Raw genomic sequence first — 18,295 nt, 5'->3', positions numbered from 1 at the left:
CAATCGTTGCCGTCTGGCCCGCCGTATAAACAGTCGAATCACCTGGGACGCTGAACTGCGTCACTACTGGCGTTCCGCCATCGGGGTCCACCACGTTCAACAGCACGTTCCCCGTTGCCGGGTTGTCTTCGTTGATCGTCTGGCTTTCATCCCCATCCACCGGTGGATCATTCACCGGCGTCACCGTGATGCTCAGCGTTGAGGTCGCGGTTCCACCCGCCTGATCAGACAACGCATAGGTGATCGGCGGCACGCTGCCGTTGTAGTCCGCAACCGGCGTGAACGTGTAGTCGCCGTTGGCCGCGATCGTGATCGTGCCGATGCCGTCGATCGTGGCCGTCTGGCCGGGCTGGTAGACCGTGGGATCACCGGGAATCGTGAACTGCGTCACCACAGCCGGACCACCGTCCGGATCCTCCACATTCAGGAGGACATTGCCCGTTGCGACGCCGTCCTCATCGATGGTCTGGGTCTCATCGAGGTCCAGAGGGGGAATGTTGGCCGCCGTTGGCTCCGGCGGAGGCGCCAACGGGTTCGGTGTAGCCAACGTCGGATCGCTCTGCGCCACACCCGTTTGCACCACGGACGGCTGCTGCGGTGCAGCGTTCGTGGTGCTAGTGCCGCCAATGCCACCACCACCGCCGCCTTCGGGATCGGTCTCCGGATCATCCACATTGGTGGTGACGTCCTGGACACCAGGGCCTGACTCAGGGGCATCTTCAATGGTGTTGTCTTCTCCCTCACCGGTCGGGGTGTTGCCCTCGTCGGTGGCACCCGTGCCGCCCGCTAAGTAGGTCTCGCCCTCGGGAGGCTGGTTGACCCTATTGCGACTTTCCGAATCGCCCTCGTTTTCGCCAGTGAAGTTCGTGAATTGCATCGAATCCATGGGTATTGCCGCGAAGGAACGAAACGGGGGACAGGCCGAGGCAGCTGCGCACAGCGACCCATCGGGTTCTGTATCCAAGGTATGCACAGCGGAGCGCCATGCCTAGGGGAAAAACCGTTCAGCAGAGCCACTGCAGAACTGCGGCAACAAATCCGCCAATAAAAAACCCCAGATTGACTGCAGAGCAATCGATCTGGGGTTTCTGAGAGGTCGCTGAGAGTTGGGAGCGAATGGCCCTCAGCGCGATTCGCGCAGGGCCGAATCCAGGGTGCGGGTGAACGGCTGGAAGATGTAGCGCAGCACGCTGCGCTGGGGGCCCTTGATGTCGGCCACCAGGGGCATGCCAACGGAGATCGGGTACTTGCGGTTGGCCACATCCACAAATTGGCGATCCAGCTGGATGCGGGCCTTGTAGTAATACTTGCGGTCGTCGGGGTCTTGCACCGAGTTACCGCCGATGCTCAGCACCCGGCCGGGCACCGAGCCATAGATGGTGGAATCAAAGGGCTGGAGTTTTACATCCACCTTCTGACCGGGCTTCACAAAGCCGATATCAGACGAGGGCACCCGCACCTCCACCAGCCGCTGGGTGCTGTTTGGCACCACCGACAGCACCACCGCACCAGGACCCACAACGCCACCGGGGGCCTTGAAGCGCAGGTCGCTCACCACACCGTCAACCGGGGCCGTGATCTTGGTGCGCTCCAACTGGTTGCGCACCTTCTTGATGTTTTCGGCAACCACGGCCTCCTCATTCACTAGCTGGGCAACTTGGGAGTTCTGCTCGAACACCAGACCCGACTGCACGCCATTGAGGTTTGCCTCCGCCTGGGAGAGAGCCTTGAGCGACTCATTGCGGGCACCGCGCATCTCGGCCAGCTTGGTATCGATATCGAGCAGGTTGAGGCGGGAAGCGGCTCCGGAGGCCACCAATCCAGCCCACATCGCTCGCTGCTCTAGATAGAGGGCAATCTGGCTGTTGAGGCCCGAAACCTCAGCTCGCTTCTCCCCCACCACGGCCTGAGCCGCCTTTATCTGGTCTTCGCGGTTGTCCATGCGGCTGTTGAGCAGGTCCACCTGGGCCTGGCTCACCTTGTTGCCCTGCTTGATGCCCTCGGTGGGAGGCAGCACCCGCTCACCACGGATGGCCGCCTGCAGCTGCTGTTGCTGCAGCAGCAGGTTTTTTAGCTGTTGCTCAGTAGCGCGGTATTCGCTTTCCACCAGGTTGGGGCGCAGCTCCAGCATCACCTGGCCCTCGCGCACCTCATCGCCGTCGCTCACATCCACCCGCGACACAATGCCGCCCTCGAGGTGCTGCACCACATTCACCTCTCCTTTGGGAATCACCTCGCCGGAGGCATTCACCACCTGGGTGATGGGGGTGAGCGCCGCCCAGGGGAAGAAGATCAAGGCCGCCGCGCCGAGCACATAGAGGCTGAGCCGCAGGTAGCGGTTGTCTGGTTTTTCCTCCAGCTCCAGGGCCTGGCTAAGGCGGCTGCGGCCCACCAGGGTGATCGCATCAGGGCTGTCCATGCCGGGCAGCCGGGCCAGCAGGCCGCCGGCGGGCGGAAGGGCCAAGGAAGAGGAATCAGCAGGGTCGCTGCCAGAAATGGAGTTGGGGCCGTTGACGGGTATGGAGGTCATGACGAGGAAGGGGTGCGGTGAAATAAAGAAAAGGGATCAGGCTGCTTTCTGTTGCATACGCGCTCGCAGCTCCTCAGCCGTGCCCTGGAACGAGGTGACGCCTTTATCAAGGATGCAGAGACGATCAGCCTTCTCCAGCAGCAACTTGTTGTCGGTGGCCAGGATGATGCTGCGGTCCTGACCGCTGAAGGTGCAGCGCCGCAGCGAGGGCAGGGCCTCCAGCACCGCCTGGAACTGATCCGGGGCCAGACCCTGGCTGATGTCGTCGATCAACAGGATCGGCGTGTCCTTGATCAGGGCCTGGGCCAGGGCCATCAACCGGCGCACCCCATTGGGCAACTGATAGACGACCTCATCGGTGAGAGACGTGTCGAAGCCGTCCGGCAAGCAATCGAGGAAATCAAGCAGGCCCAGGCTGGCGCAGATCTGGCGCACCCCAGCCACGGTGGCGTCTGGATTCATGGCCGTGAGGTTGCTCCAGATCGTGCCGGGCAGCAACTGGCTCTGGGGCATCAGGTAGGCGATGTTGCGCTGGATCGCCTCGGCGCTGAACTGGCGGTAGTCCTTGCCATCAAACAGCAGGGTGCCGCTCACCAGCGGATAGAGCTGGTCAACAACCCGCAGCACCGTGCTCTTGCCGCAGCCGGCATTGCCTGTGATTGCCAGCAGTTCGCCCGGCGCCACCGAAAGCGACACCCGGGTGATAGCCAATACCCCTTCGCCGCCAAGACGGCAGGCAGCTGAATCAAGCAGGATCGAGCCGCGCATGCGCGGGGCACTCACCAAGGCACCGGCAGAGCGATTGCTGCTACGCAGCTTGAAGAATTGATCCAGCTGGCCATATTGCTTGCGCATCGAATCGAAGCGCAGCAATGCATTCATCAGCTGCTGAAACGGCGTAAATACCCTGAACACAAAGAACATGGCGGCGATCAGGTTGCCCATGGCCGCCGGACCCTGGTCGTTGCTGTAGGCCATCCACACCCCCACGGCCAAGGTGAGCACCCCTGCCAGCTGGGCGATGGTGCTGGTGATCACCTGCAGGCGACCCACCTGACGGTTGATCGTGAGAGCGCTGCTTGTGCTCTGGGCCGAAAGGCCCCGCAGCCGCTGCAGCCACACCCACTCCACATTGGCCAGCTTCACCTCGAGGAAGCGATTCACCAGCTCCTGCTGTGCTTGCAGAATGCCGATGCCCGTAGCCAGGTTGAGCTCGGAGGCACCGGTGTAGTAGCGCGATAGCAGCCACACCAGCAGGCCGCTCAGCACCATCAGCACCAGCGGCACAAACACCAGCGGCCCGGCGATCAAGGCGATGGCCCCCAGGTAGATCACCACAAAGGGAAAATCCAGACAGGCCAGGGCCAGGGGTCCCTGCAGATAGGCCAGCAGGCCGTCGAGGCTACTCAGCCGGTTGGTGAGACCGTGCTGGCCGAGGGTCTCGATTTGGCGGTAGTCGAGACCGAACAGCTTCTCCACCAGATTCACGCCCAGCAGGGCATCGAGCCGGCCCGAGAGCTGGGAGAGCAGGGTGGTGCGCCACTGGCGCAAGATCCAATCCAGCACAAACAGCACCACCGCCCCCAGGAAGATCCAGAAGGTGGAGAGCAGGCTCGTGCTGGGGATAGATACGTTGTAGATCGCCCGGATGTAGAAGGGCAGCGTGAGCGCCAGCAACGCCAGGGCGAAGCTGATCCCATACAGCACCGAAATCCGGTTGGTGAACCGATAGAGGATCTGCTGCTGCAGGGTCACCCGCTCAGTGCTGCCCTTGTCCTGCAAGAAAACCAACCAACCACCGGTGGGCAGGCTGTAGAGGTCGGTGCGGCCGTTGACATTGCCCGCCACCAGCTCGCCCTTGCTGGTGCGCGAGAGCACGTAGGGCAGGTTGCCTGGCCCCACGTACAGGGCCGGCAGCAGCTGGGGATTGAGCTGGCTCCAGCTCTCTAGTCCCTCAATACGGCTGCCATAGCCGAGCCTCAGCAGCAGGTTGCGGGCATCCACCAGGTCCATCTGGCGGGGGTCGCTGCTGATCAGCTCAAACAGCTCATCGGGACGGCCCGTCCACAGCATCTGCTGCAGCAACAGCCTTACGCAGAAGGCCATCGGCGCTTCCGCGCTGAGGGTGAGGTCGCGCAGCAACATGGCGCGGGAAGGGGAACTGGTCATGCGAACACCTCCCGGCCCTGGGCCGGCATGTCGATTTGTTGGTCACTCACCGAGCCGAGCACCCGGCCAGCGCCACTGATCAGCACGGTGGTCCGGCCCTTGGTGCGGCCCAGAATCCGCTGCAGGCCGTCGATAAACTCCTTGCCGTAAGAGCAGTCGCTGAGGTCGAGCAGCAGCAGCTGAGGGGAGCGGGCCAGGGCCGTCACCACCTGGAACAGCTGCTGGCAATCGCGCGAAAGGCCGGTGGGCAACGAGGTGCCCATGGCCGTGCTGTAGCCCTGAGGCAAGCTGCGAACAGTTGTGTCGAGCCCGGCGAGGAAGGCCCAGAACAGGGCCCGGCGCTGGTAACGGCGGGGCTGGTAGCTGGTGATGTTCTGCAGCAGGGTGCCATCGAAGAAGTCCCGGGAGGGATCCACATAGGCGATGCCATCCCGCAGGGCCTCCCGGTGGTAGCTGCCTATCGGCAGGCCATTGAGCTGGAACCGGGGGTCGGCCTCGATCTGGATCAGATCCATGAACAGGTGGCGCACCTGGGCTCCGAACTGCTGATCCCGCAGCAGGGCCACCGACCCGGTGGGAATCACTGCCAGGGGCCGGCCATCAAGAGAGAGGCTTAGGGCTCCCTCGGCGGCAAGCACGAGCTTCTCTTCGCCGCCTTCAGCTTCCACCGGGATGGCCATCAGGGCGTCGTATTCGTCGCGGGCATGGGCCAGGCGCCGGTAGCTGTTCCACAGGCCCATCGCCTGCTGCCAGGGGGTGAGAATCTTGCCGGCCAGCAGCAGGGCAGCCGCCAGGGCCCCCACCAGCAGGCTTCCCTGGATCACCAGCAAGGCACCCCATGTGACGATGCCGGCAAAGGTGAGCTGGCTCATCAGGGAGCCAAAGGCCTGGTACTGGCCGCTGAAGTTGTTGTTGACCATGCGCTGCCAGGCCAGCTCCTCCTGGCGCTGCTCATTGCCCACCAGGAACTGGCGGCCCAGGCCGTTCGACTTGATCAGATCAATCGAGCCCATCAGCTTGATTTGGTAGCTGAGCCGCTCCAGCTCCAGCCGGTCGCGCTCCTTGCTGATCCCCTCGTAGTCGCGAGCGAAGGCCAATGCCCTCAGCAGGTAAATCACGATGGCGATCACGGCCACGATGCCCACGCTGCCTGCAATCAAGAACAGCACCAGCACAAACAGCAGCGAGAACACCAAGTCGATCGCCGTGGTGAGCGACTGCAGGGCACTCTCATCGCGCAGCAGGTTGATGCTGTTGAGCCGCTCCAAGTGGGTGGCGGGCGAGACGCTCAGATAATCGCTCAGGCGCATCTGTGAGAAGCGCGCCAGCCCCTCAAGGCGCCGCTGGTGCTCTAGCCGGGCGCCGTCACCACCGGTGAAACCAAGCCGGACCGTTTTGAGCCAGCCGCCCAGCACCATCAAAAGCACCACGGCCACCGTCATCACCACCAGGCTCGACATCGAGCCACTCGGCAAAACCGACGTGTAAACGATATTGATGTAGAGGGGGGATGCCAGTTCCAGCAGGTTGATCAACACCGAGGCGATCAAAATGGGCCCAATCTGATACTTACTCCAATCAACCGCGCCAAGCGACTGAAAAAAGCGGTGGTTAACCAGCTCTTGGATCAGCTCCACATTGGTGCGCCAGCCATCCTGGATCCCGTTGATCAGCAGGCTTGGAGCCTGGGCCAGGGCATGCAAGTTGGATCGGCTCGGATCTCTCGGCCTACTCACCATATCAACTCTCCAATCAGATCAAAGCTAAGTTCCCCAAATTGCTTTTGGTTTGATCGTCAGGGAAAGTCAGACAATCTCCTAAATTTATTTGGGTAATTGCCGGCTAGGTTGATTTTGAAAGAACTACGCCTCCCCGCGCAGTACCCGTTCAGAGCTGAGCTATGTACCGGTTCCGTCTGAGTTCGGAGCAAGTCCAATTGGAGCTTGTTGCCAATGGCAATAGTGCCCGCCTGCCGTTTCAGGTGATTGGTCCCACTACCGAGGTGGCCTTTCTTGAAGAGCTGATCGAAGAAAGTCTCGGCAGCCTCACCCTCAACCCACGCGAGCTATTTGGCTTCCTGGGCAGCGACCCTTGGGTTAAGGAGGCTTTCCAGGCGCCTCTGGTGGTGGAAGGCGATCTCAATGCTGCCGCCAGCACCGACACCAGCTTCAAGCGCCAAACCCTCGGCAACAAGCTGGTACAGGCCGGCGTGCTCGACATCGAAGAGCTGGAGCAATTGCTGGAGGAGTATCGGCCCTTCGCTGAAACCCAGCGCTTTGGCGAATTCCTACGGCTCAACCTGCAGGTGCCGCCCCAGATGCTGGATCTGCTACTCAACCCCGCCCTGTTCGATGAGCAGGGCTTCAATGAGAAGCGGCTGGGTGAGCGGCTGGTGGAAATGGGCTGCATCACCCCTGAGCAACTTGATCAGGCCCTCGACCTGCAACGCAGCAAGGGGGGCCGCGTCGGCGAACTGCTGGCTGAGCTCGGCTTGATCTCCCCCACCACGGCCCGCTTCTTCTCGCTGGCCAAAGTCAACGAAAAGGGCCAGATCGATTACCAGTCCGGCTGAGGGGGCCTAAGCGCATCGGCCATGCGGGCAACCTGCACGATTGGCCCAACGTCGTGCACTCGCAGGATGTGGGCCCCCTGGGCAATCGCCTGGCTGCACACCGCCGCCGTGCCCCACAGCCGGGCACGGGGCCTGGGCTCGTTCAACACCGCGCCGATGAAGCGCTTGCGCGAAGGCCCCACCAGTAGGGGAAAGCCTTCCGCCGCCAGGGTGCCTAGACCCCGGAGCAGATCAAGGTTGTGGTCGGTGTCCTTAGCGAAGCCCAACCCCGGATCCCAGATCAGCTGCAGCGGGCGCACCCCCGCCGCCAGAGCCATTTCAGTGGCCGCCATTAGGCCAGCCCGCACCTCCGCCACCACATTTTCGTAGTGGGCAAGCGAGTTCATGCTGCGGCTATCGCCACGGCTGTGCATCAACACCAGGGGGCAGCCGGCAGACGCCGCCAAGCGCAGCAGGGCCGGATCACGCCGGCCGCCGCTGACGTCGTTGATCCAGTGGACGCCCGCCGCCAATGCCGCCTCGGCCACCGCCGCATGGAAGGTGTCGATCGAGAGCAGGGCGCCTGGATGGGCAGCGCGAATAGCAGTAAGAGCCGGCAGCAGCCGCTCAAGCTCCCGCTTGGGCCCCACCTCCTCGGCGCCGGGCCTGGTGCTCTGGGCGCCGAGATCCAACACATCGGCCCCCTTGGCCAGCATCCGCCCAGCAGCGCTCACAGCCTGCGCCACGCTGGCGAGGCGGCCGCCGTCGCTGAAGGAGTCGGGGGTGAGGTTCAGCACCCCCATCACTGCGGTGCGCTCGCCCCAGGCAAAACGGGGTTGATCGATCACGGGGGGCCAGTCTCAGGGAGCCAGTCTCAGCGGCCGTAGTTGACGATGCGGGCAAAGCTCACCGGATCGAGGGAAGCCCCACCCACCAACACCCCGTCGATGTCGCTCTGGGCCATCAAATCGTCGATGGTGGCAGGGTTCACCGAGCCGCCGTATTGCACCGTGACGCCGGGGTTACCCACCCAGCCCCGGATTAGGCCGCAGATGCGGTTTGCCTCCTCAGCGGCGCAGGTCTTGCCGGTACCAATCGCCCAGATCGGCTCGTAGGCCACCACCACCTGGGTGGGATCCACATCCTCAAGGCCCTGTTCGATCTGGCGGTGGATCACCCGCTCGGTTTCATTGGATTCCCGCTGGTCGAGGCTTTCGCCCACGCACAGGATCGGGATCAAGCCATGGCGCTGGGCATTGCGGGCGCGCAGGTTGATCTGCTCATCGCTTTCGCTGTAGTACTTGCGCGGCTCACTGTGGCCAACGATGGCGTAGCTCACCCCGTGCTCCAGCAGCATCGGCGCCGAGATCATGCCCGTGTAGGCCCCCTGGTCTTCCCAGTGCACGTTTTGGCCAGCAAACTTCACACCAGCACCCTCTAGGTGGCGGCAGAGCGTGGGAATCGAGGTGAAAGGCGGAGCGATCACCACCTCCCGATCGTCTGGGGAGTCGGCAATCAGGGGCCGAAACGTGGCCGCAAATACCCGCGTCTCAGCGCAGGTCATGTGCATCTTCCAATTACCCGCGATCACGGCCTTACGCATCGGCCCTCTCCAGCACTGTGAGGAAAACCTAATGGGCCGGCGGCCTGGTCCCCATAAACAGCAGCTCGCGGCCGTCGATGTCGACCGCATCACCGGGGGCCAACTGACGACCGCGACGGGTTTCGATGGCGCCATTCACCCGCACATCACCGCGCTGAATGCGCAGCTTGGCTTCGCCGCCGGTGCCCGCCAGGCCTTGGTATTTAAGGAATTGATCGAGTTTCAAGGGGCGGCTTGGGGGAGCAGCGATAGCGTGACCGCATGCTTGCACCCTCGCCGGCCAGGTTTCGACACCTCTGGCCGCTGCTGAAACCCCACCGCCGGCGCCTGCTGGCAGGTGGGCTGTGCATGGTGATCTATGTGGCCTGCTGGCCGCTGCTCGCCTGGCTGGCGGGCCAGCTGATTCCAGCCATCGGCGCTGGCAACTTCCCAGTGGTGCTGCGCACTATCGCCGCGGCCCTGGGACTGTTTTTGGTGCAAAAGGCGGCCCAGTTCGGCCAGGACACCCTGCTGGCCGGGCCGGCCCTGCGGGTTAGTCAGGAGTTGCGGCGGGGCCTATTTGCCCGCCTGCAACGGCTGGAATTCGGCGCCCTCGAGAAGCTCTCAGCGGGCGACCTCACCTATCGCCTCACCGAAGACGCGGACCGGGTGGGCGAGGTGATCTACAAAACCATTCAAGACACCACCCCCAGCGCCCTGCAGCTGGTGGTGGTGCTCGGCTACATGGTGTGGCTCGATTGGCCCTTAGCCCTGGCCACCCTGCTGCTGGCGCCAGTGGTGGTGGTGCTGGTAAGCAGCTTTGGCGCCCGGGTAATGACCGCCGCCGAACGCAGTCAAAAGCAGGTGAGCGAGCTGGCGGGCCTGCTGGGCGAAGCGATCGGTGGGCTGCCCTTAGTGCGGGCCTTCGCAGCCGAACCGTGGCTGCAGCAGCGCTTCGACACCGAAATCGACCTGCACCGTCGGGCCCGCTACCGCACCCTCAAACTGCTGGCCCTGCAGCACCCGGTGGTGGGCTTTCTGGAAGCGGCCGGCATCCTCACCGTGCTGCTGCTCGGCGCCGCCCGGATTCAGGCCGGCGGCCTCAACAGCCAGGGCTTCAGCAGCTACGTGGCGGCCCTGCTGATGCTGATCGACCCGATCTCCCACCTCACCACCAACTTCAACGAGTTTCAGCAGGGCCAGGCCTCGCTGCGGCGACTGCGGGCGATCGAGGCGGAACCGGTGGAGGCTTCAGACCGGCCCTCGGCACAGCCGCTTGGCAGCGTGCGCGGCGAGCTGGTGCTCGAGCAGGTGCGCTTCGGCTACAACCCCGCCCAACCGGTGCTGCACGACCTGGATCTGCAGGTGCGGCCTGGCCAGGTAGTGGCCCTGGTGGGTCCCTCCGGCGCCGGCAAAAGCACCCTGTTTTCCCTGCTGCTGCGCTTCAACACCGCCCAGCAGGGCCGGGTGCTGCTGGATGGCCACGACCTAGCCGATCTGCGGGCGCGGGAGCTGCGCCGCGCCGTAGCCCTGGTGCCCCAGCAAAGCAGTGTATTTTCTGGCACGGTGGCCGAAGCGATTGCCTTCGGCCGGCCCGCCAGCGAGGCTGCCATCCGCCAGGCAGCCAGCCTCGCCAACGCCGCCGGCTTCATCGAGGCCCTGCCCCAGGGCTACACCAGCCGCATCGAAGAGCGGGGCAGCAACTTCTCTGGCGGCCAGCTGCAACGGCTGGCCATTGCCCGCGCCGTGCTCGGCAACCCGGCGGTGCTGCTGCTGGATGAAGCCACCAGCGCCCTCGATGCCGAAGCGGAGGAGGCGGTGCAGCGGGGCTTGGAGCAGGCGATGGCGGGCCGCACCGTGCTGGTGATTGCCCACCGGCTAGCCACCGTGCAGGGTGCAGACAGAATCCTGGTACTCGATGGCGGTCGCATCGTCGAACAGGGCAGTCACAATGAGCTGATGGCGCAGGGGGGCCGCTACCGCGAGCTCTGCGAGCGCCAATTCATTCATCTGCAAGCCTGATGTCTTGGGAATACCGGGTGATCCACATCAACGTGGAGAGCGGCAATCCGCCGGGTCCTCCCTCACCCAAGGCAGATAGTGAGCGGCTCGGCGGCGCCCTGAGCCCGGAGTTTCTTAAAAAGGAATTCCCGCAGCAATATGACGCCGCAGCCACCAAACCACGCCACCCAGCCGAACAGCTGCAGTTTTTTCTAAATGCCCTCGGCAAGGAAAACTGGGAGATGGTGGAAGCAGCCCAGGTGGGCCCGCTGCTGATGTTTTTCTTCAAGCGACCGGGTGGCCTGCCACCCGTATCCTGAGGGCTGAAGATTTTTTGCCACTCGTGGACAACGTCGCCCAGCAATCAGACAACCAGCCGCCCGTGCTCACCTTCGAGGGCAAGCGCTACGACCTCAACGGCTTGCCAGATGAGATGAAGGAGCTGGTGCGTGGCATGCAAGTAGCTGATGCCCAGCTGCGCATGCATGAAGACACTCTGAAAGTGCTTGCCGTTGGCCGCCAAGCTATGGCCAGCCAGCTCAACGACAAGCTGCAAAACATCACCCCCCTGCCTTGAAAAGGGTTGATGCGATGGGGGGTGGGCTCTAGCTCACCACCTTCTGAGCTTCCTTGATCAGCTCCTCAGGCAGGGTTACCCCGATCGCTGCGGCGGTGGCCTTGTTGACCATCAACTCCGTTTTGGTGAGGGGCTCGAAGGCCATCTTGGCCGGTGATTCTCGCTTCAATACCCGCACCGCCAGCTTGCCTGCTGCGTAGCCGTCATCGAAGTAGGCCCAGCCGATCGTGGCAAGGCAGCCGGGCAGCTTGATGTCGTCGGCATCCACCGAATACACGGGAATCTTCTTCTCTAGGCCCACCTTGGCGATCGAGCCGAAGCCCTGAATCGTGGCGTAATCGCCAATCTTCACGAAGGCCTCTACCTTCTTGTCGGCCAGCACTTGGGCGGCTTGCAGCACTTCGCCGGAGTTGGCCACCGACTGCTCCACAACGGTGATGTTGCGTTTGGCTGCCTCCTCCTTGAGCACCTTGGCTTCATATTCGGAGTTGGGCTCGCCGGGGTTGAAGATCAGGCCCACGGTCTTGAGCTCAGGGTTGATTTGGCGTGCCAAATCGAGCTCCTTGCCCACCGGGTTGGTGCCGATCGTGCCGACCACATTTGGCTTGTGCTGACCCACGGCACCCGGGGGCGTGCCCGCGCCGGCACCCCAGGGATTGGAGCAGTAGCAGAACAACACAGGAGTGGTTGCTGGGGCCACCTTCATGGCGGCCTGCAGGGGCGGTGTGCCAACCGCCAGGATCATGTCCACCTGGTCGCCCACAAACTGCTTCATCACCAAGGTGGTGTTGGGCAGCTCGCCGGCGGCATCCTTCTGGATGAAGTTGACGTTTTTGCCAGGGATGTAGCCAGCTTCTGCCAGGGCCGCTTCAAAGCCTTTGCGGGTGTTGGTTGGAGGCGGGGCTTCCACCATCTGCAGCATGCCGATGGTGGGGCCTTTGACCTTGGTGCCACCGCCGAGCTTGCCGCAGGCGGAGAGCACCACCGTGCTCACGGCGCCGGCCCCTGCCAGGGTCAGAAATTCACGACGCTGAAGACCCATCTGTGGCACTTGAAGACTGCGGCGCAACTATGGCTGCTCCATACATCGCCCGCAACGCCGCCGGGTCGAGATATTCACGCTCGGCAGCATTCCAGTCGCCGATCAAGCCCCCCTCATGGAGCATCACTAACCTGTCGCCGTGGCTCAGGGCCTGCTCGAGGCTGTGGGTCACCATCAAGGCGGTAGTGCCCAGCTGACGAACTAACCTCTCTGTGAGCGCCATCACCGTTGCTTCGGCCCGGGGGTCAAGGGCAGCGGTGTGCTCATCAAGCAGCAGCAGATCCGGTGAACCCAGGGTTGCCATCACCAGGCTGAGGGTCTGGCGCTGGCCGCCGGAAAGCTGACCCACCGGTTCATCGAGGCGGTCGGCTAGGGGCAAGCCCAGCTCGCCCAGCAGCTCGCGGTAGCGCCTGCGGTCGCCGCCATTGGGATGGATGCCACCAAAGGCACTAATCAAAAAACCTGCTGCAAACCTGGCTGGCCTGTTACGCCGCTCCGCCAGCCGCAGGTTTTCTGCCACGGTCAGCCCCGGACAAGTTCCCTCCAGAGGGTTTTGCATCACCCGTCCTATCCAGCGAGCCCGCTGGTGATCTCGCAGGCGGTGCAGGGGGCGACCGCCCAGGTGGATACGGCCAGCGCCGTGGCGCAGGGTGCCAGCCACCAGATTGAGCAGGGTGCTCTTGCCGGAGCCGTTGCTGCCAATCACCACCAGAAACTGGCCGGGGGGGCAGCTCAGCGAGAAACCGCTGAACAATTGCCGCCAGCCCGATCCAGGCAGAGGATGGCCCCAGCTGAGCTCCTCAACGCTGAGACCAGGGGTGCTGAGATGAGGGGTGCTGAGATGAGGGGTGGAACTCATTGCTCCTGCCTCCCCTGGTCTGCCGAAAGACCCGGTATGCGCAGCCGTCCGAAGGCCAGGGCGATCAGCAGCAGCAAGGCCGTTGCCAGCTTGAGATCAACCGGTTCGAGGCCCAACTGCAGGGCGATGGCGATCATGGTGCGGAACAAAATCGCCCCCACCGCCACCGCCAGCAGGGACCAGGGCAGCGAGCGCGGCCGCAGCACCGCCTCGCCAATGATCACCATGCCTAGTCCCAGGATCAACGAGCCGATCCCCATGGTCACATCGGCAAAGCCCTGATAGGTGGCAACCAGCGCCCCGGCCAGGGCCACCAGACCATTAGCAGCGGCGATACCCACCGTGAGCCCGCGGCGCTGGTTGATGCCGTTGGCGCGGGCCATGGTGGGGTTGTTGCCCAAGGCGCGCAAAGACAAGCCGAAATCTGTGGCCATCAGGAAGGAGATCAGCAGGATCATCCCAACGGTCGCCAGGGTTAATCCCACGGCCCATTGACCATCCAGGCCAAGGCCCAGATCGGGGAGGGCCAGAATTCCAGCAGGGGTTTCAGACAGGGGGATGTTCGAGCGCCCCATCAGCCTCAGGGTGATCGAATAAAGGCCCGTGGTGGTGAGGATGCCTGCAAACAGATCATTCACACCCAGCCGGGTGTGGATCAGGCCGGTAACCATGCCAGCCAGGCAGCCAAATAAGATAGCCAGCCCCAAGGCCACCGGCACCGGGGCACCCTGGCTGATCAACACCGCAGCGGTGCCACCTCCCAGGGCAAAGGAGCCATCCACCGTGAGGTCTGGGAAGTTGAGGACGCGCAGCGTCAGGTAGGTGCCTAGGGCCAGGCCGGCATAGGCCAGGCCCTGGTCGTAGGCACCAATCCAAAGAGAAAACATGGCTGCATTGTGCCTAGCAGCGGCCGATTGGCTTAAGCCAAGGGGGCAAGATCCTCGAAACGAAACACCTGGCGGCCGGCCGGCGTTTCGCCATGGGCCTCGGTCTCAACCACCCGCTCGCTCAGCACCCAGGGGCCAGCCTCGGTCAGCGGCACAAAGGTGTCGGTGAAGCGGCTGGTGCCACCCTTGGCTTCGCCGCTGGCGGGGTCGCTGTACTGGCTGGTGTAGCTGCGGCTCAGGTAGCCGCTGCCGGTGTCTGTGGTGCTCTCGGTGAAGATCGTCACCACGGTGCCGTGGATGTGGCGATGCACCATCGTCACCACGTCGTTCTGGATCCGGTAACGGTCACCGGTGTTCTTGCCGCCCACGATCACCTCGGTGCCAACGGCATCGGTATCGCCAGCGTTGAAGGTGTTGGCGCCATGGGTTTGCTCAAAGCTGCGGCGCACCCGGTGGATCGCCACCTCCCACAGTTGGGAAGCCAGGGCCTTGTGAATCTCCTCATCGGCGACGCCAGCGACCGTGGCCTTGAGGTCGGCGCCTACCACGAAAGTTCCATCGACCCGCTTACCATTTTCACCCGCATCACCGTCTTGCTCCCAGATGCAGCGGCCCTGATAGCCACCAAAATCCGGTTCCCAGGTGTAGCGATTTTCATAGGCGGCCCGGAAAGCCGCCGTGCAGTCGCTGCCTGAGGTGATCTGGTTGCTGACTTGGGTGCTGGCTGTCAAGGCGGGATCTATCGGATCCCTAACCCTAACGAGTGAGTCCGGGGTGTATGTCCTGCAGGGCATTCACCTCAATCTTCTGCTGCTGCAACGCCGTGATCGCCTCGACAGCGGCCCGGGCCCCGGCCAGGGTTGTCACCGTCGGCACGGCGTAGTCGAGGGCGGCCCGGCGCAGATATTTGTCGTCGTGGGCAGCCTGGCGGCCGATCGGGGTGTTGATGATCAGCTGAATGCGGGCCGAGCGAATCGCGTCTTCAATATTGGGACGGCCCTCATGCACCTTGAGGATTGATTCCACCTGCAGGCCAGCGGCTCGCAGGGCCTCGGCGGTGCCGCCGGTGGCGATCAGGTCAAAGCCCAGCCCCACCAGTCGCTCAGCCACCGGCAGCAGGGCCGGCTTGTCGCGGTCGTGGGTGGAGAGAAACACCGTGCCGCTGGTGGGCAGGGCCTCGCCTGCGGCCAACTCGGCCTTGGCATAGGCCATGCCGGCGCTGCTGGCGATGCCCATCACCTCGCCGGTGCTGCGCATTTCAGGGCCCAGCAACGTGTCGGAACCAGGGAAGCGCTTGAACGGCAGCACCGCCTCCTTGACGGTTTGCAGAGGCGGGATGGGCTCGGCCGTGAGCCCCAGCTCCGCCAGGGTGCGGCCGGCCATCAGCTGGCTGGCCACCTTGGCCAGGGGCACGCCGGTGGCCTTGGCCACAAACGGCACCGTGCGGGAAGCACGGGGATTGGCCTCGATGATGAACACCCGCTCGCCCTGCTCCGGGTCGTTCTGGACGGCGAACTGCAGGTTGATCAGGCCGCGCACCCCAAGGGCCAGGGCCAGGGCCCGGCTCCACTCGCGGATCGTGGCCAGGGCTGCCTCGCTCAGGCTCACCGACGGCAGCCAGCAGGCCGAATCGCCCGAGTGGATGCCCGCCGGCTCGATGTGCTCCATTACACCGCCGATCACCACTACCCCCTCCCGATCGCAAAGGGCATCCACATCCACTTCGATGGCGTTATCGAGGTATTGGTCGATCAGCACTGGGTGGTCGGGCTCCACCTGCACCGCTTCCACCATGTAGCGGTTGAGCTCGGCTTCGTCGTAGACGACCTCCATGGCGCGCCCGCCCAGCACGTAGCTGGGGCGCACAACCACTGGATAGCCCACGCGCGCAGCGATGGCCCGGGCCTCGGCCTCACTGCGGGCCAAGCCATTGCGGGGCTGGCGGATCTCCAGCCGGCGCAGGATCGCTTCAAATTGCTCCCGGTCTTCGGCGGCGTCGATCGATTCAGGTGAGGTGCCCCAGACGCGAGTTCCGGTGGCCAACCCCTCGGGCGAAGCCAGCCAGCGCAGCAGCGGGATCGCCAGCTTGAGAGGTGTCTGGCCGCCGAACTGCACGATCACCCCCTCGGGATGCTCCACCTCAATCACGTTGAGCACGTCTTCGAGGGTGAGGGGCTCGAAATAAAGCCGGTCGGAGGTGTCGTAATCCGTTGACACCGTCTCCGGGTTGCTGTTCACCATCACGGTGGCGAAGCCCTCGGCCTGCAGAGCGAAGGAGGCGTGCACGCAGCAATAGTCGAATTCGATGCCCTGGCCGATGCGGTTTGGCCCGCCGCCCAGGATCATCACCTTGCGGCGGCTCTCCGGCTGCACCTCGTTTTCGGGCGGCACGATTTCCAGCTCACCTGCCGCATTGAGCCGCTCCAGCGGCCGCTCGTAGGTGGAGTAGTGATACGGAGTGCTGGAGGCAAACTCCGCCGCACAGGTATCGACGGTTTTGAACACGGCATTGATGCCCAGCCCCTGACGGTGGCGCCGCACCGTGAGTTCATCGCTGCCAGTGGCCCAGGCGATCTGGCGATCTGAGAAGCCCAGCTGTTTGAGCTCCAGCAGGGCGGCGGCATCGAGTTGCTCGAGCTGGCGGCCCCGCAGCAGCCGCTGCTCAGCCTCGAGAATGCAGCGCAGCTTGGCCAAAAACCAGGGATCGATGGCGCTGAGCTGGTGGATCTCGTCATCGCTGCGGCCGACGAGCATCGCCTCGCGCACGGCGAAAATCCGCTCAGGCGTGGCTGTGCGCAGGGCCCGCTCCAGGGCGGTGGGATCTGGGGCAAGCGTGGGATCACTTGCGGCATCGGGGCGATCACAGCCCCAGCCGGCATGGCCCGTTTCCAGGGAGCGCAACGCCTTTTGGAACGACTCCTCAAAGCAGCGGCCGATCGCCATCGCCTCCCCCACCGACTTCATCGAGATGGTGAGCACCGCCGGGCTACCGCGGAACTTCTCAAAGGCGAAGCGGGGAATCTTCGTGACCACGTAATCAATCGTGGGCTCGAAGCAGGCCGGGGTGGCACCGGTGATGTCGTTGACGATTTCGTCGAGGGTGTAACCCACCGCCAGGCGGGCGGCGATCTTGGCGATTGGAAAGCCTGTGGCCTTCGAAGCCAGCGCCGAGCTGCGCGATACGCGCGGGTTCATCTCAATCACCACCACATCGCCGTTGGCAGGGTTGATCGCAAATTGAATATTGCTGCCGCCGGTATCGACGCCGATCTCGCGGATGATCGCGATCGACTGGTCGCGCAGTCGCTGGTATTCGCGGTCGGTGAGGGTTTGGGCCGGTGCAACGGTGATCGAATCACCGGTATGTACCCCCATCGGATCGAGGTTTTCGATGCTGCAAACGATCACCACGTTGTCGGCGCTATCGCGCATCACCTCCAGCTCGAATTCCTTCCAGCCCAGCAGCGACTGCTCCACCAGGATCTGGGAGACGGGGCTCGCCTCCAGGCCGCTTTTGCAGAAGGCGCGGAACTCCTCGGGGTTGTAGGCGATGCCACCGCCGCTGCCGCCCAGGGTGAAGGCCGGCCGGATGATGCGGGGATAGCTGCCGATGACCTCGCCCACCCGCTCCGCCTCCTCAAGGGTGTTGGCGATGCCGGAGGGACACACCGCGACGCCGATTCGCTCCATCGCCTCCTTAAAGAGCAGCCGGTCTTCCGCCTTGCGGATCGCCTGCAAGTTGGCGCCGATCAGCTCCACCCCGTGCTTTTCCAGGGTGCCGTTTTCAGCCAGGGCTACCGCCAGATTGAGAGCGGTCTGGCCGCCCATCGTGGGCAGCAGGGCATCGGGCTGCTCGATCTCAATCACCCGGGCCACCACCTCGGGCGTAAGTGGCTCGATGTAAGTGCGATCCGCCATGTCCGGATCGGTCATGATCGAGGCCGGGTTGGAATTCACCAATACCACTTCGAAGCCTTCTGCCCGCAGCGCTTTACAAGCCTGGGTGCCGGAATAATCGAATTCGCAGGCCTGGCCGATCACGATCGGCCCCGAGCCCAGCAGCAGGATGCGCCTGAGGTCCGTGCGGCGGGGCATAG

16 protein-coding genes are annotated in these 18,295 nt (G+C 63.8%); 4 read left to right on the top strand and 12 right to left on the bottom strand.

The genetic code is table 11. The features are described from left to right. From KBY72_RS03435 to KBY72_RS03420, 4 genes are all read right to left on the bottom strand, one after another. Nucleotides 1-886 (bottom strand): cadherin-like domain-containing protein (locus KBY72_RS03435; protein ID WP_254993076.1); only part of this gene is annotated, 886 nt, incomplete at its 3' end. 237 nt (nt 887-1,123) lie between these two features. Next, nucleotides 1,124-2,530 (bottom strand): HlyD family type I secretion periplasmic adaptor subunit, encoded by a 1,407-nt coding sequence (locus KBY72_RS03430; RefSeq protein WP_254960343.1) that lies wholly within the window; start codon nt 2,528-2,530, stop codon nt 1,124-1,126. Nucleotides 2,531-2,566: 36 nt separating this feature from the next. Next, nucleotides 2,567-4,699, bottom strand: coding sequence for an ATP-binding cassette domain-containing protein (locus tag KBY72_RS03425; RefSeq protein ID WP_254960342.1), 2,133 nt, complete (start codon nt 4,697-4,699; stop codon nt 2,567-2,569). Next, nucleotides 4,696-6,438: an ABC transporter transmembrane domain-containing protein gene (locus tag KBY72_RS03420; RefSeq protein WP_254993075.1), complete on the bottom strand. Its 1,743-nt coding sequence runs from the start codon at nt 6,436-6,438 to the stop codon at nt 4,696-4,698. Before KBY72_RS03420 ends, KBY72_RS03425 begins: the two co-directional genes overlap by 4 nt. A 197-nt stretch (nt 6,439-6,635) precedes the next feature. Here KBY72_RS03420 and KBY72_RS03415 point away from each other — a divergent pair, with 197 nt between their 5' ends. After that, nucleotides 6,636-7,271 carry a hypothetical protein gene (locus tag KBY72_RS03415; RefSeq protein WP_254993074.1) on the top strand — a complete coding sequence of 212 codons (636 nt, stop codon included), beginning with the start codon at nt 6,636-6,638 and terminating at the stop codon, nt 7,269-7,271. On the opposite strand, the gene folP is transcribed toward KBY72_RS03415, so the two are convergent. The 3 genes from folP to KBY72_RS03400 form a co-directional block, all read right to left on the bottom strand. Then, nucleotides 7,256-8,053: a dihydropteroate synthase gene (folP, locus tag KBY72_RS03410; protein ID WP_254930091.1), complete on the bottom strand. Its 798-nt coding sequence runs from the start codon at nt 8,051-8,053 to the stop codon at nt 7,256-7,258. The genes KBY72_RS03415 and folP overlap by 16 nt on opposite strands. A 71-nt stretch (nt 8,054-8,124) precedes the next feature. After that, the gene (tpiA, locus tag KBY72_RS03405) at nt 8,125-8,853 is read right to left on the bottom strand and encodes a triose-phosphate isomerase (protein WP_106632960.1); all 729 of its coding nucleotides are present in this window, start codon (nt 8,851-8,853) and stop codon (nt 8,125-8,127) included. Between the two features lie 28 nt (nt 8,854-8,881). After that, nucleotides 8,882-9,079, bottom strand: a complete 198-nt coding sequence (locus KBY72_RS03400; protein WP_106632961.1) for an RNA-binding S4 domain-containing protein — start codon at nt 9,077-9,079, stop codon at nt 8,882-8,884. A 35-nt stretch (nt 9,080-9,114) separates the two neighbouring features. Here KBY72_RS03400 and KBY72_RS03395 point away from each other — a divergent pair, with 35 nt between their 5' ends. From KBY72_RS03395 to KBY72_RS03385, 3 genes are read left to right on the top strand one after another with little or no spacing between them, the layout of a single operon-like run. Next, nucleotides 9,115-10,854: an ABC transporter ATP-binding protein gene (locus tag KBY72_RS03395; protein WP_254960339.1), complete on the top strand. Its 1,740-nt coding sequence runs from the start codon at nt 9,115-9,117 to the stop codon at nt 10,852-10,854. After that, nucleotides 10,854-11,153, top strand: a complete 300-nt coding sequence (locus tag KBY72_RS03390; protein ID WP_106632963.1) for a hypothetical protein — start codon at nt 10,854-10,856, stop codon at nt 11,151-11,153. Before KBY72_RS03395 ends, KBY72_RS03390 begins: the two co-directional genes overlap by 1 nt. A 14-nt stretch (nt 11,154-11,167) precedes the next feature. Beyond that, complete coding sequence (locus KBY72_RS03385; protein ID WP_241518353.1) at nt 11,168-11,410, top strand: DUF6447 family protein; 243 nt, start codon at nt 11,168-11,170, stop codon at nt 11,408-11,410. Nucleotides 11,411-11,438: 28 nt separating this feature from the next. Here the strand turns inward: KBY72_RS03385 and KBY72_RS03380 are convergent, their stop codons facing one another. Genes KBY72_RS03380 through carB form a run of 5 tightly spaced genes read right to left on the bottom strand, consistent with a single transcriptional unit; the run spans nt 11,439 to nt 18,293 of the window. Further along, a complete protein-coding gene (locus KBY72_RS03380) occupies nt 11,439-12,452 on the bottom strand; it encodes an ABC transporter substrate-binding protein (protein WP_254960338.1) in 1,014 nt (337 codons plus the stop codon). After that, nucleotides 12,433-13,311, bottom strand: a complete 879-nt coding sequence (locus tag KBY72_RS03375) for an ABC transporter ATP-binding protein (RefSeq protein WP_254930083.1) — start codon at nt 13,309-13,311, stop codon at nt 12,433-12,435. The genes KBY72_RS03380 and KBY72_RS03375 overlap by 20 nt, the downstream gene beginning before the upstream one ends. Then, nucleotides 13,308-14,198, bottom strand: coding sequence for an ABC transporter permease (locus KBY72_RS03370; protein ID WP_254993071.1), 891 nt, complete (start codon nt 14,196-14,198; stop codon nt 13,308-13,310). Before KBY72_RS03370 ends, KBY72_RS03375 begins: the two co-directional genes overlap by 4 nt. A 32-nt stretch (nt 14,199-14,230) precedes the next feature. After that, nucleotides 14,231-14,929 carry a DUF3386 domain-containing protein gene (locus tag KBY72_RS03365; RefSeq protein WP_254960336.1) on the bottom strand — a complete coding sequence of 233 codons (699 nt, stop codon included), beginning with the start codon at nt 14,927-14,929 and terminating at the stop codon, nt 14,231-14,233. Between the two features lie 25 nt (nt 14,930-14,954). After that, nucleotides 14,955-18,293: a carbamoyl-phosphate synthase large subunit gene (gene carB / locus KBY72_RS03360; RefSeq protein ID WP_254960335.1), complete on the bottom strand. Its 3,339-nt coding sequence runs from the start codon at nt 18,291-18,293 to the stop codon at nt 14,955-14,957. Nucleotides 18,294-18,295 lie beyond the last annotated feature (2 nt).

Origin of the sequence: Cyanobium sp. BA5m-21, from assembly GCF_024346235.1 — a bacterium.
Classification (GTDB): Bacteria; Cyanobacteriota; Cyanobacteriia; order PCC-6307; family Cyanobiaceae; genus Cyanobium_A; species Cyanobium_A usitatum.
Note: the sequence above shows the minus strand (reverse complement) of the source record. Positions and strands in the feature narration are given on the sequence as shown.

Coding starts and splice junctions, on each gene's coding strand:
- tpiA (WP_106632960.1), bottom strand. CDS start 8,853: ATGCGTAAGGCCGTGATCGCGGGTAATTGGAAGATGCACATGACCTGC.
- KBY72_RS03430 (WP_254960343.1), bottom strand. CDS start 2,530: ATGACCTCCATACCCGTCAACGGCCCCAACTCCATTTCTGGCAGCGAC.
- folP (WP_254930091.1), bottom strand. CDS start 8,053: ATGGGGGTGCTGAACCTCACCCCCGACTCCTTCAGCGACGGCGGCCGC.
- KBY72_RS03370 (WP_254993071.1), bottom strand. CDS start 14,198: ATGTTTTCTCTTTGGATTGGTGCCTACGACCAGGGCCTGGCCTATGCC.
- KBY72_RS03420 (WP_254993075.1), bottom strand. CDS start 6,438: ATGGTGAGTAGGCCGAGAGATCCGAGCCGATCCAACTTGCATGCCCTG.
- KBY72_RS03425 (WP_254960342.1), bottom strand. CDS start 4,699: ATGACCAGTTCCCCTTCCCGCGCCATGTTGCTGCGCGACCTCACCCTC.
- KBY72_RS03390 (WP_106632963.1), top strand. CDS start 10,854: ATGTCTTGGGAATACCGGGTGATCCACATCAACGTGGAGAGCGGCAAT.
- KBY72_RS03375 (WP_254930083.1), bottom strand. CDS start 13,311: ATGAGTTCCACCCCTCATCTCAGCACCCCTCATCTCAGCACCCCTGGT.
- KBY72_RS03380 (WP_254960338.1), bottom strand. CDS start 12,452: ATGGGTCTTCAGCGTCGTGAATTTCTGACCCTGGCAGGGGCCGGCGCC.
- KBY72_RS03395 (WP_254960339.1), top strand. CDS start 9,115: ATGCTTGCACCCTCGCCGGCCAGGTTTCGACACCTCTGGCCGCTGCTG.
- carB (WP_254960335.1), bottom strand. CDS start 18,293: ATGCCCCGCCGCACGGACCTCAGGCGCATCCTGCTGCTGGGCTCGGGG.